Below are 11996 nucleotides of genomic sequence, written 5' to 3' on the forward strand. Positions count from 1 at the left end.
CGGGGCGGTCTGCTTATATCTAAAAGCTCGGAGGGTGAAATGGCAGGATCTGCGGCGGTACTAGAAGATTCAAGCCTTCTGAGCCGGCTTGATCGCGCTTTGCTTCCGATTGAGCGATTTTGCGCCTTGATTAGCGGGCTGGCGATTTTTTCATTGATGTTTTTGGCAGCTTATTCGGTGACAGGTCGTAAATTTTTCGCCTCTCCCTTAGCGGGCTATGTTGATTACATCGAAGCAGCAATGCCCGTCATCGCGATCATGGGCGTCTCTTACGTGCAACGTGATGGTACCCATATCCGCATGGACATGCTGGTCTCGGCCTTAAAAGGGCGCGTGCTTTGGCTGTTTGAGCTGCTATCTGTATTATTGATTTTGGTCTTGATGATGGCTCTTACTTGGGGAGCATGGGAGCATTTTGATCGCTCTTTTGACTGCGCCCGCCCTTTATGTAGCCGTGACAGCTCAGTTGATATCGGCATTCCAGTCTGGCCCTCAAAGCTTATTGTTCCCGTGGCCTTTGCGGTGTTGTGCTTGCGGTTGCTGTTGCAGGCGTTTGGATATGGCCGGGCTTTGATCTTTGGCTTGGAAAACCCGGTTGCCGTACCTTTGACCCTAAGCGTGGCCGAGCAGGCAAAGCTTGAAGCGCAGGCGTTGGAAGGGGCGGATTGATGGATAATATTACGATCGGCCTTTATGTCAGCACGGGCATGCTGGTTATGGTGCTGCTCGGGATGCGCGTGGCCTTCGCGGCAGGTCTGGCGGGGTTTGTTGGCTTGGTATGGCTACGGTGGAATGGGTTTGATTATGACCCTGCGAAGTTCGGAAAAGCCTTGCAAATCAGCGTGAAAGTGGCGGGATTGACGCCGCATTCCAAGGTAAGCGCGCAGGTTCTAAGCCTAATTCCGGTGTTTATATTGATCGGTTATCTGGCCTATTATGCAAAATTGACCGTGGCGTTGTTCGAAGCGGCCAAACGTTGGATTGCCTGGGTGCCCGGTGGCTTGGCGGTATCAACGGTGTTTGCAACTGCGGGCTTTGCGGCGGTGTCGGGCGCTTCGGTGGCCACGGCGGCGGTGTTTGCGCGGATCGCCATTCCGGAGATGTTGAAAATTGGCTATAATAAGCAGTTTGCGGCGGGTGTTGTGGCCGCTGGAGGAACGCTGGCCTCGTTGATCCCGCCCTCTGCCATTCTGGTGATCTATGCGATTATCGTTGAGCAAGATGTGGGCAAGCTGTTGCTTGCGGGCTTCATTCCGGGCGCTTTTTCGGCCATCATCTATGCCACTTTAATCATTGGAATCGCGGTGAGTTTTAAAACAGTAGGGCCGCCAGTATCCGGGTTCACCTGGCGCGAACGCTTCGAAAGCCTGCCGCCGGCGCTGCCGATTGTGGCCGTTGTGGTGATCATTATTTTCTTCGTTTACAACCCGTTTGGCGAAGCTTGGGGCACGCCGACGGAAGGCGGCGCGGTCGGTGCGTTTATCGTGTTTGTGATGGCGCTCTATCGGGGGATGCGCTGGAAGCAGCTGGGTGAAGCCTTGTTGGAAACCGCAAAGTTGACGGTGATGATTTTCACTATCATCTGGGGTGTTTTGATTTATGTGCGGTTTTTGGGCTTTGCCAAACTGCCTGATGCGTTTTCGGATTGGATTACATCGCTGGATATGGCGCCCATGTTAATTTTGATTTGCATCCTATTGGCCTATGCGGTGCTGGGCATGTTTATGGATGCGATTGGGATGTTATTGCTGACCTTGCCGGTCGTGTATCCGGCGGTGATGGCGCTGAATGGCGGGGAAATGGTCTCTGCCGCAGATAGCGCCTTTGGCATGTCTGGCACGATGTGCGCGATTTGGTTCGGAATTCTGGTGGTGAAAATGGCCGAGTTTTGCTTGATCACGCCACCCATCGGTTTGAATTGCTTTGTGGTGGCGGGTGTGCGTGATGATTTGAGCGTTCAAGACGTGTTCAAAGGGGTTATGCCTTTTTTCCTTGCGGATGCAGTGACGATTGCGCTTTTGGTCAGCTTTCCCTCGATCGTGCTTTGGCTTCCATCACTCGCTTCGTAGATAGGGTGGTTTGAGCTTTCTAGAGGCTTTTGCGCAGCGCATCAAACCCGCGCAGTTCTTTGATCAAATCACCCATTTGATCGACAGGAATCATATTTGGGCCATCGCTTGGCGCGGTGTCCGGGTCTTGATGGGTTTCGATAAACAGCGCAGCAATGCCAACCGCGCAGGCGGCTCTGGCCAGAACCGGCGCGAATTCGCGCTGACCCCCTGATGTATTGCCTTGCCCGCCCGGTTGTTGAACCGAATGCGTGGCGTCAAACACCACCGGATAACCAGTATTGGCCATAATCGGCAGGCCGCGAAAATCACTGACCAAAGTGTTATAGCCAAAGGAGGTGCCCCGGTCGCAGAGCAAAATTCGATCATTGCCGGTGCTGGCGATTTTATCGGCCACATTCTGCATATCCCAAGGCGCCAAAAACTGGCCTTTTTTAACGTTGATTGCGCGGCCGGTTTTTCCCGCCGCCAAAAGCAAATCGGTTTGCCGGCATAAAAATGCGGGAATTTGCAAAATATCCACCACGCCGGCGGCTGTTTGGCACTGCGCTGCCTCATGCACATCGGTTAGAATGGGGCAGCCAAATGCCGCGCGTATATCGCTCAGAATGCGCAAACCTTCTTCAATTCCAAGGCCCCGCTGCGTGTTTATTGAAGATCTATTGGCTTTATCATAGCTCGCCTTGAAGATGAATTGGGTACCACTTTTTGCACAGGCCTCAGCAATTTTTTCGGCCATCATGAAGGCGTGATTGCGGTTTTCCAGCTGGCAGGGGCCTGTGATCAGCGCGAACGGGTTGGTGCCGCCAATGGCAATATTGCCTACTTTTATGATTTTATCCTGCATATCAACCCTCTATCACGCTTTCTATTCGCGCCACGTCTTCGGGGTTGTTTAATTCCCAAAACACTTTGCCGCGTGCGTCGACTTCGACGCATTTGACCTTGCGCCCATTTTCCAAAAAGCGCAGCTGCTCCAAACCTTCCAGACCTTCTAAAGGACCTTGTGGCCAGGTTAAATACTCCGCCAAGGCGCTGGGCCGATAGGCGTAAACGCCCACATGATGAAAGGCGGGCAGGGGGGCTGCATTGGGCAGCGCGCTGAGATCGATAAAGGGCAACACCTCTTTTGAAAAATACAACGCGTGCTGGTTGTTGTCGAAAACCGCGGTGGTCCCGCCCACCCGCCCGTTGCGGCGGTCTTCCAAGAAATGCCCATGCGTCAGACGATCAAGGCGCAAGACCGGCGTGGCCATTTCTGCGGTCGGATCGTCTTGCATCGCCTTGATGAGCTTTTCAACAAACCAAGCCGGGGTGAGCGGCGCATCGCCTTGCAAGTTGACAATCAGGTCTGAGGTCAACTTTGCCCTTTCCACCGCTTCCGCGCAGCGTTCGGTGCCATTCGCGCATTGCTCTGAGGTCATGATAACCTTGGCCCCAAACAGCTCTACCGCCTCGGCGATGCGGCGATCATCCGTGGCGATAAACACATCCTCAACGCCCTTGACAGCTCTGGCTGCCTGCCAACTGAGCTCGATAAGCGACTTTTGCGCGCCATTTGGCAGTTGCAGTTGTACCAGGGGCTTTCCAGGAAAACGAGAGCTGGCATAGCGGGCGGGGATGATAATGCTGGTTTTCATGCCACGCCCGCGCGCAATAAATCGTGGATATGCAATATACCACAGGCTGTTCCAGCGTTATCCACCACGATAAGGACCGAGATTTTATGCGTGTTCATTATTCGCAGCCCATCTGCTGCAAAATCATCTTCGGCGATAGTGATCGGGGTCGGGCTGGCAATGTCAGCTGCGGTTTTATCCATCAAGCCCTGCATATGACGGCGCAAATCCCCATCTGATATCAACCCGGTGAGCCTATCATTTTCAATCAGAGCGGCCACGCCAAAGCCCTTGGATGTCATTTCCAGCAAGGTGTCCGCCATCGAGCTTTTGGCTGAGACAATCGGCAGTTTTTCCGGCCCATGCATCAACTGGCCCGCGCGCATCATTTGGGCACCCAGCTTGCCACCGGGATGAAAGGTTTGAAAGTTTTCGGCGCGAAAGTTGCGCTGCTGCATCAAGGCAACCGCGAGGGCATCGCCCAAGGCCAATGCCAAAGTTGTTGAGGTGGTTGGGGCCAAGCCAATCGGGCAGGCCTCGGGCGCATCGGGAAGCGTGAGTTTGAAGGTTGCAGCTTTGCTCAGCGTGCTTGCACCATTCGAGGAAATCGCGGCCATTGGAATTGAAAACCGCCGCGTATGCGCGATCATATCTTTCAGCTCGGCGGTTTCGCCGGAATTGGAAATCAGCAGGCAGAGATCCTGCGGGCCAATCATCCCAAGATCACCATGGCTGGCTTCGGTTGCGTGGATGAAATAGGAGGGTGTGCCGGTGCTGGCAAATGTGGCCGCAATTTTGCGCCCGATATGGCCAGATTTCCCAACTCCTGAAACGATCACCCGCCCTTGGCAGGCCAGCATAGCTTCGGTTGCGGCCTGAAAATCAGCTGGTAAATGCCTCGCCAGTTTGGCCAGGGCGGCGGCTTCGGTGTCTAAGACGCGCTGCGCATGTTGCAGGATACTGCTCGCGGCGGGATCTGGCATCGTGTTTCATCCTTTAGGTGTGCATCATTTTACGGCGCTTTGCCGCGCCGTTCAAACCCTAACTGTAATAGCTGTTATACCAGTAAACAAATTTTCGGACACCGGTCTGAATGTCTGTTTTCGGTTGGTACCCGGTGAGGGCTTGCAAAAGGCTTGTATCGGCCCAGGTCGCGGGCACGTCGCCTGCTTGCATATCCATCAAATTGCGCGTTGCAGAGCGCCCAGTGGCGGTTTCGATCGCAGCAATAAATTCTTCCAATGCGACGGGCGCATTGTTGCCAATATTGAGCACCCGATGCGGCGCAACAGGCGACAGGCTGTCCTCTGCCGTTACTGGTGTGTCTGAAGGCGGGGTTTCGATCAAAAGTATCAGCGCTTGCACCAAATCATCCACATAGGTGAAATCACGGCGCATATTGCCATGATTATACACATCAATGGGTCGATCGTTCAAAATAGCGTCGGTGAATTTAAAAAGCGCCATATCGGGGCGCCCCCAAGGACCGTAGACGGTAAAGAACCGAAACATCGTGATCGGTAAGTGGTATAGATGCGCGTATGAATGAGCCATTGCCTCGGTTGATTTTTTGGTGGCGGCGTAAAACGACATTTGATGATCGGCGCGCTGCGTTTCTTGATAGGGCATCGCCTCATTGGCGCCATAGGCAGAAGAGGTGGAGGCCAGCAACATATGTTTGGGCGGATGGGCGCGGGCGGCCTCTAACAGTTCGAACGTACCGATCAAATTGCTGTTAAGGTAGCTGCGGGGATTTTCGATTGAATAGCGCACGCCGGCCTGCGCAGCCAAATGGATCACTGCATCAAAACCATTGGCTTCAAATAGGTTTTTAAGCACATCCGGGTCTTCAACCGCGGCGTGATGAAACCGAAAATTGGAATGTCTGGTCAATGGCGCAAGCCGAGCCTGCTTCAATTGCGGGTCATAATAATCGTTTAAATTATCAATACCCGTCACGCGGTGCCCAGCCTTCAACAATTGCTCGGCAGCGTTTGCACCAATAAAACCTGCAATGCCGGTGATAAAAATATGCATATGTTGCCTTTCCCGTCAGCCGCCACGAAAATCTAAGCGGCCTGTTCGCCTTGCCAATGGTCTATGCCCCCCACGCGCGCGGGTCTAGACGTATACGTGGGTTTTTTTACGCGCCTTACCGATAGATCACGTTCAATTGAAGGCAAAATCAACCCTCGCTCCCTTATAAAATGGTTTGGCTCTGACTGGATTGGCGCGTTTTGCAGCGGGCAGGGCAACGATTGTTCCGTGCTGTCGACGATTTGCGGGCTAGGGGGCAAGGCCGAGAATATGCGCCGTTGGCAAAAAAGACGCCGCGCAGACAGGCAGTTGGATTGGTAAAAAACCTGTCCTAGATAAAATACTTTCGTTATGGTAGTTTGGTCATGCGGATGCTTGCCAAAGGCGCATCGATATATTGGGATATGATAGGGAAAATTCATGTTTGGTTTTGGAAAAGCAAAACTGTTTCAAACGCATCAAACGCTGCTGTATCAATGCATGCATTTTGGCGAATTTGCATTGGGTTTGGCGCAAGAAAACGCAGATGAAGATCAAATCGAGTTTTGGGAAACCAAGTTGGCGCGTATAACCAAGCTGCGCGATGCCAGCCTGCGCAAAAACGGTATTCTTGATAAGGAAGACGGTTATTTTTTGGAAGCGTTGCGCGAAAAATGCGAGGAAGTTTTCTACAAAACCGAGCTGTCAAAACAACAATCTTTTGATGATACTTTTATACCGGATGGCGGATGGGAAGATCATTTCGAGGATATAAGAAGCAATTTCTAAGCGAAAATCTGCGCTAGCTCGCGTTGTTTCAAGCGGCAGTGGCGCAGAGGATAAAGAAACATGGATCGCTGCAAACCCGTCAGGATCTTTACCCAGTTGATCCCGAAGCTCTAAAACATCGATGGTCGTGAAGCGGCCATAGATCAGCCCAGTGGAGTGTCTTAAAAATGACAGAAATATTTATGCCCATGTTCTACATGATGTGTTTAACGGCCACCGTGTTTTTATTTTCCACCGGCATCAGGCTCAAAGAAATCTATCTTACTTCGAGCGATGCATCTGTTGATGGAGAAGAACACCGCCATCCTCCCTTTGATAATGGAAGCGTGGTGTTACGCAACTCTCAGAGAAACCTTACAAATTTATTTGAGTTTCCAGTTTTGTTTTACACCGTCTGCATTTCAATATTTGTGACAAATACGGGCGACGCGTATTTCGTACAATTGGCCTATTGGTATTTTTACCTCCGCACAATCCATTCATTTTACCACATATTTTTCAATCACTTAGCGATCAATGGTGGATTTCCAATGCGCGCGATAATTTGGATCCCGTCAACGGCAGTGCTTGTGTGGATGTGGATCCGATTTATCACTCTTATTTGAGGGGCGTGGCGTGCCCCCATTTGGTGATCCGGTTTGAATGTTAGTGCATTATTGGCCTTTGGTCCATCCGAACGATGCTTTCCGGTGCAGGCGGACGATAGCCCAATGAACTGTGCGGCCTGACTGTGTTGTAGTGAATGCACCATTTCTTGATCAGGATTTGGGCCTCCTTTAAGCTGTAGAACAGTTCGCCATTAAGCAGCTCGTCGCGGAACCGGGCGTTGAAGCTTTCACAGTATCCATTTTCCCAGGGTGATCCAGGTTCGATGTAAGCCGTCTTGGCGCCAACGGCAGCGATCCAGTCCCGCACTTTCAGGGCGATAAATTCCGGCCCATTGTCGGATCTTATGTATTCTGGAGGGCCGCGCAGGATGAACAGGTCTGTCAATGCATCCAGCACATCGGTTGAGTTGAGTTTGCGATCGACGCGGATCATCAGCGCCTCCTTTGTGTATTCATCGATGATGTTCAGTGTCCGATAGGGCCGCCCGTCAGCAGTGCGATCCTGGACGAAGTCATAGGACCAGACATGGTTCGCACGTTCAGGCTTGAGGCGCACGCACGCTCCATCGTTCAGCCAAAGCCGCCCCTTCTTTCTCTGCTTTTGTGGGACCTTCAGCCCTTCACGTCGCCAGATGCGCTCGACCCGCTTGTGGTTCACATGCCAGCCAGCGTTGTTCAGCAAACCCGTCACCATGCGATAACCATAGCGGCCATATTTGTCGGCCAGTTCAATGATATCATCGGTCAGCCGCTCTTCATCAGCCCGGCCTTGCGGAACCTTTCTTTGTGTCGAACGGTGCTGCCCCAAGGCGCGGCAGGCACGACGCTCAGACACGTCCAGCTCCTGCCGTACATGATCGATGCACTTGCGACGACGCGAAGGGCTCAGAAGTTTCCCCTCGCAGCTTCGCTCAATATGAGCTTGTCCAATGTCAGATCGGACACCGCCCGCCGCAGCCGTTGGTTCTCCTTCTCAAGCTCCTTCAGACGCTTGAGCTGAGACCAACCCATCCCGGCATACAGTTTCTGCCATCGATAGAACGTCTGTTGTGTCACGCCGATCTGGCGCACCGCATCCGCTATCGTCATCCCTTGCCCTTGCAGAACTTCAACTTGCCGAAGCTTCGATACTATCTCTTCGGGCTTCTCTCGTTTCCCAGCCATCGCTGATCCTCCAATTTGTGGAACAAAACTATCCCAGTTGGTGGACCACTTGCAGGGGGCTATTCCAGGCGTGACTTGCCTGCGCCCGCTGCCATCATAAGCGTTGCTGCGTAAGCCTAACGCGCGCCGCAGCGCTGGAGGCGCTTGTTCTGCACTATTGAAACACAGAACCGACCGCTGTGAAACCGTATCACGTTCACAGCGGTCTGACCGAAGGCTTGCTGGTTCTAAAATTTGGGATCAGCGCAAGCTGCTGCCATATTGGATGGGCTGGATCGTTTTTTTGGCGTTTTTTACAGACGCCGCCTTAAATGGGACATTGCGCAAATTTGGCGGCGCTGTCTTTTACGGTGCTGAGCGCGCCGACTGCCTCTGTTATGCTGAGAATGGTTGGGAATTCTGCAAATGGGTCGCCCCCACAGGCCTCTCTTAACATACCAAAACCCCCGGTTTCTTGAACGGCGCGTACGCAGGTATAGAGGAAGATATCGGCATAAGAGCAGGTGTCTCCAGTTAAAAACGGCCCTGCTTTTTGCGCGCTCAAATGCTTTTCAAGAAATTCAAAGCGGCTTTTATGCAGCCTAGTCAGATTGGCGATACCCGCATCTTTGCCGCCATCAGCCAGGCTGTCAGTTAAACGCAGATTTCTCCAAAAGGTTTCATTATGCCCCGTAATAATATCGTGGAAGGGCGATAAAACAAAGGAATAGTAATCCTGCACCCAAGCCCAATACATGTTGATGCGGGCAGCCGTTTCATTGTTTTTGGGCGTTAACGGGCCGGGATATTGGGCGACCAAATATTGCACAATCGCCATCGAGTCGTTCAATTCCAACCCGTTCGACATATCCTTCATCCAAGGAATAATTCCAAAGGGCGCTTGCGTGTCTTTATCGAAATCTTCCCCCATCGGGCTGGAAAGAAGATAATTTAACTCAATGCCATGCAGAGCGCAGATGAGGTTTATCTGTTCTCCACGACCAATAACGGGGAGATAGGCTAATTCGATCTGTTTCATTTGACCCTCATATGAATATCGCTGTGACACTTTTAAACAATGTAATAGATTTAAAATAAAGGTTTTTTTTCAATTTTTTCATTGCGCTTAGCTGTAAAGTCTTGCCGGTGATGTTTTTTGATCAGCTCATCGGTGTTTGATCAAGCTTTTAAGCGCAGCACCCTATGGGCTGCTTACGTTTCCTGAGACGAGGCGCATGTGTCAGGGGATATCTTAGACCCTCAAAAAAACGACGCTTGACTAGGGGCTTTCTTTTCCGACCGCTTTGTGTAAACTCTGCCTCCAGCACCTGTAGCCAATACGAGAGTGCCGGTATCGCCGGTTGTCTTTTGGGAGGAGGCAACTGGCGATACAGCGTTTATATGGGTACAGGCTGTTCATCCATATCTTTGTTTGAAAAGGTCCAACAATGTCTGTGGTCCGCGCACATGATGATCGAACTGCGGGTTTGGCAAACCGTGCGGCACGCCGGGCGCGTAATGCCCGGGCTGAAATTGCGATCGCTTTTTCATGTGGCGCGGCGCTTTGTGATCCGCGCAATTGCCTGCATGCCACAAAGCAAGATCGGAGCGCGGCATATGCGCTCTGACAGTTTCATGGGCATCTGTTTTATGGCTTTTGGCATGTTTTTGTTTTCGGCTGTGGATACGATGACAAAGTTTTTATCTGATGGCATGCACCCGATTCAGATCGTTTGGTTCCGCCAATTGGGGCTTCTATGCGGCGTCGTTGTATTTTTGCTATTACGCGGCCCGGCTTTTTTGGTGTCGAAGCAGCCGTTATTGCAGGTGATGCGCGGGGCAACAGCAGCAGGATCGGCCTGTTTATTTGTGATGGCTTTGCGCTACGTTCCGCTTGCTGATGCCGCAGCGGTCAGCTTCGTCGCCCCTTTTATCGTGATCGTATTGGGGGTGAGTGTTCTGAAAGAAAAAGTTGGGCTGCGGCGTTGGATTTCGGTGATTTTGGGTTTTGTGGGAACCTTGGTTGTGATCCGCCCGGGGCAGGATGTGTTGCATCCTGCGGTGTTTTTGGTGGTGGGCGCTGCGTTTTTCTTCGCCTGCCGGCAGGTGCTATCGCGGTTTTTAAGCCATGCGGATCCAGTATCCACGACAGTGGCCTATACGGCGATTACCAGCATGAGTTTGATCACGTTGATGTTGCCCTTCGTATGGCGGATGCCGGATTTTTCAAGCGATGGGCTGCTCTTGCTGGCGATGAGCATTCTGGCCGCTTTGGGTGAATTTTCGGTGATCAAAGCGCTGAGCCTTGCGCAAGCCGTTGTGGTGGCGCCGGTGCAATATAGCTTGATTATCTGGAGCACCTTCTATGGATATTTGGTATTCGCGCAGATCCCCGATTTTTGGACTGCAATCGGCACGTTGATTATTGTGGCATCGGGTATTTATGCGCTGCGCCGCCAAGCGCTTAGCGAGGCAGCCTAGCACTATTCAAGGGGATGTGTTGCAAACGCGCTGTGTGGATTGCCGGCAGCGGGCACGCCGATACGTGGGGATATGGTGCCCTGATTATGCAAGAGCTTCTGACAGCGTGGCAGATCGGCGCGGCTTTTGCGTGAAATCCGCATTAAAAGCGTCTCACCGCTTTGCTTGCAAAAAGGCGTATTCCTGCGTTAGGAGGATGGCACGCAAACCCTAGGATGTGTCTTTATGCTTACGCGCCCCATGGCCTCTTCGCAGAATTTGCATCACGCGGCCCGGCTGAGCGTGGCGCCGATGATGGATTGGACGGATCGGCATTGCCGCTATTTGCATCGCTTATTGTGCCAGAATGCGCTGCTCTATACCGAAATGGTCACGGCGCCTGCATTGGTGCGCGGACGGGCCTTGCATTTGCTCGATTACCATCCGGCTGAACATCCGGTGGCGTTGCAATTGGGGGGCTCGGACCCTTCTGAATTGGCAGAGGCTGCCAAACTGGGCGCCGAGGCCGGATATGATGAAATCAACCTCAATGTTGGATGCCCCTCTGACCGGGTACAATCGGGTCGCTTTGGCGCTGTATTGATGCGCGAACCCGGGCTTGTGGCTGAATGCTGCGCGGCCATGCGCTCTGCTGTGAATATTGAGGTTACGGTCAAATGCCGGATCGGCGTTGATGATCAAATTCCCGAGCAGATACTGCCCGAGTTTTTGGCGCGTGTTTCAGGGGCGGGTATCGGGCGCTTTATCATCCATGCGCGTAAAGCTTGGCTAGAGGGCCTTAGCCCGAAAGAAAACCGCGATATCCCTCCGCTTGATTATGGTTTAGTGTTGCAGATGAAAGGCCTGTTTCCGGCGCTGCACTTGTCGATCAATGGCGGTGTAACCGCGTTGGATCAGGCGCAAAATTTCCTAGATGCGGGATTGGATGGGGTGATGATTGGCCGTGCGGCCTATCATCAGCCAACCGATCTTCTCGCCAATGCGGATGCTGTTATTTTCGGGCAGGATCGGGTAATAGATCCGGTCAATGTGGTGCATCAGATGATGCCCTATATCCATGCCCATATCGAAAATGGCGGGCGGCTTAATCAAATAACACGGCATATGTTGGGTCTGTTTACAGGCCGCCCAGGCGCCCGCGGATGGCGGCGGGTTTTATCCGAGCGCGCGCATTGCGATGGCCCCGAGCTGGTTTTAGAGGCGCTGCAACAAGTGATCGAGCGCGAAGCGGCTTAGCGGCCATTCACCTGCCGCCCGCGTGCCTGAAAAAA

The 11996-nt window shown here is 52.6% G+C and carries 12 protein-coding genes; 6 read left to right on the forward strand and 6 right to left on the reverse strand.

Annotated elements, in window-relative coordinates:
- The first annotated feature begins 39 nt into the window (after window positions 1-39).
- A complete protein-coding gene (locus tag GN241_05275; GenBank protein XAT56827.1) occupies window positions 40-669 on the forward strand; it encodes a TRAP transporter small permease subunit in 630 nt (209 codons plus the stop codon).
- Window positions 669-2069 carry a TRAP transporter large permease subunit gene (locus GN241_05280; GenBank protein XAT56828.1) on the forward strand — a complete coding sequence of 467 codons (1401 nt, stop codon included), beginning with the start codon at window positions 669-671 and terminating at the stop codon, window positions 2067-2069. The genes GN241_05275 and GN241_05280 overlap by 1 nt, the downstream gene beginning before the upstream one ends.
- Window positions 2070-2088: 19 nt before the next feature.
- Here the strand turns inward: GN241_05280 and kdsA are convergent, their stop codons facing one another.
- From kdsA to GN241_05300, 4 genes are read right to left on the reverse strand one after another with little or no spacing between them, the layout of a single operon-like run.
- Window positions 2089-2916, reverse strand: coding sequence for a 3-deoxy-8-phosphooctulonate synthase (kdsA, locus tag GN241_05285; GenBank protein ID XAT56829.1), 828 nt, complete (start codon window positions 2914-2916; stop codon window positions 2089-2091).
- A gap of 1 nt (window position 2917) precedes the next feature.
- Window positions 2918-3709, reverse strand: coding sequence for a 3-deoxy-manno-octulosonate cytidylyltransferase (gene kdsB, locus GN241_05290; GenBank protein ID XAT56830.1), 792 nt, complete (start codon window positions 3707-3709; stop codon window positions 2918-2920).
- Entirely contained in the window at window positions 3706-4671 is a 966-nt protein-coding gene (locus GN241_05295; protein XAT56831.1) for a KpsF/GutQ family sugar-phosphate isomerase, read from the reverse strand. Before GN241_05295 ends, kdsB begins: the two co-directional genes overlap by 4 nt.
- 58 nt (window positions 4672-4729) lie before the next feature.
- Window positions 4730-5725, reverse strand: coding sequence for an NAD-dependent epimerase/dehydratase family protein (locus tag GN241_05300; GenBank protein XAT56832.1), 996 nt, complete (start codon window positions 5723-5725; stop codon window positions 4730-4732).
- Window positions 5726-6145: 420 nt separating this feature from the next.
- Here GN241_05300 and GN241_05305 point away from each other — a divergent pair, with 420 nt between their 5' ends.
- Both GN241_05305 and GN241_05310 read left to right on the forward strand, forming a co-directional pair.
- Window positions 6146-6493 (forward strand): hypothetical protein, encoded by a 348-nt coding sequence (locus tag GN241_05305; protein XAT56833.1) that lies wholly within the window; start codon window positions 6146-6148, stop codon window positions 6491-6493.
- A 167-nt stretch (window positions 6494-6660) separates the two neighbouring features.
- Window positions 6661-7098, forward strand: coding sequence for a hypothetical protein (locus GN241_05310; protein XAT56834.1), 438 nt, complete (start codon window positions 6661-6663; stop codon window positions 7096-7098).
- Between the two features lie 40 nt (window positions 7099-7138).
- Here GN241_05310 and GN241_05315 read toward each other — a convergent pair.
- Window positions 7139-8265, reverse strand: a protein-coding gene (locus tag GN241_05315; GenBank protein ID XAT56835.1) for an IS3 family transposase whose coding sequence is annotated in 2 segments (ribosomal slippage) — window positions 7139-8001 and window positions 8001-8265 — 1128 coding nt in all. Because the reading frame shifts where the segments join, the coding sequence is not laid out codon by codon here.
- A 307-nt stretch (window positions 8266-8572) separates the two neighbouring features.
- On the reverse strand, window positions 8573-9283 hold the full coding sequence (locus GN241_05320; GenBank protein XAT56836.1) for a hypothetical protein: 711 nt from the start codon (window positions 9281-9283) through the stop codon (window positions 8573-8575).
- A gap of 611 nt (window positions 9284-9894) precedes the next feature.
- On the opposite strand from GN241_05320, the gene GN241_05325 reads away from it, so the two are divergent.
- On the forward strand, window positions 9895-10725 hold the full coding sequence (locus tag GN241_05325; GenBank protein XAT59184.1) for an EamA family transporter: 831 nt from the start codon (window positions 9895-9897) through the stop codon (window positions 10723-10725).
- A gap of 240 nt (window positions 10726-10965) precedes the next feature.
- Window positions 10966-11961 carry a tRNA dihydrouridine(20/20a) synthase DusA gene (gene dusA / locus GN241_05330; GenBank protein ID XAT59185.1) on the forward strand — a complete coding sequence of 332 codons (996 nt, stop codon included), beginning with the start codon at window positions 10966-10968 and terminating at the stop codon, window positions 11959-11961.
- The last annotated feature ends 35 nt before the right edge of the window (window positions 11962-11996 follow it).

The organism is Rhodobacteraceae bacterium IMCC1335, assembly GCA_039640495.1.
Classification (GTDB): Bacteria; Pseudomonadota; Alphaproteobacteria; order Rhodobacterales; family Rhodobacteraceae; genus Thalassovivens.

Coding starts and splice junctions, on each gene's coding strand:
- GN241_05325 (XAT59184.1), top strand. CDS start 9,895: ATGGCTTTTGGCATGTTTTTGTTTTCGGCTGTGGATACGATGACAAAG.
- GN241_05300 (XAT56832.1), bottom strand. CDS start 5,725: ATGCATATTTTTATCACCGGCATTGCAGGTTTTATTGGTGCAAACGCT.
- GN241_05280 (XAT56828.1), top strand. CDS start 669: ATGGATAATATTACGATCGGCCTTTATGTCAGCACGGGCATGCTGGTT.
- kdsA (XAT56829.1), bottom strand. CDS start 2,916: ATGCAGGATAAAATCATAAAAGTAGGCAATATTGCCATTGGCGGCACC.
- GN241_05305 (XAT56833.1), top strand. CDS start 6,146: ATGTTTGGTTTTGGAAAAGCAAAACTGTTTCAAACGCATCAAACGCTG.
- GN241_05320 (XAT56836.1), bottom strand. CDS start 9,283: ATGAAACAGATCGAATTAGCCTATCTCCCCGTTATTGGTCGTGGAGAA.
- GN241_05310 (XAT56834.1), top strand. CDS start 6,661: ATGACAGAAATATTTATGCCCATGTTCTACATGATGTGTTTAACGGCC.
- GN241_05295 (XAT56831.1), bottom strand. CDS start 4,671: ATGCCAGATCCCGCCGCGAGCAGTATCCTGCAACATGCGCAGCGCGTC.
- GN241_05275 (XAT56827.1), top strand. CDS start 40: ATGGCAGGATCTGCGGCGGTACTAGAAGATTCAAGCCTTCTGAGCCGG.
- kdsB (XAT56830.1), bottom strand. CDS start 3,709: ATGAAAACCAGCATTATCATCCCCGCCCGCTATGCCAGCTCTCGTTTT.
- dusA (XAT59185.1), top strand. CDS start 10,966: ATGGCCTCTTCGCAGAATTTGCATCACGCGGCCCGGCTGAGCGTGGCG.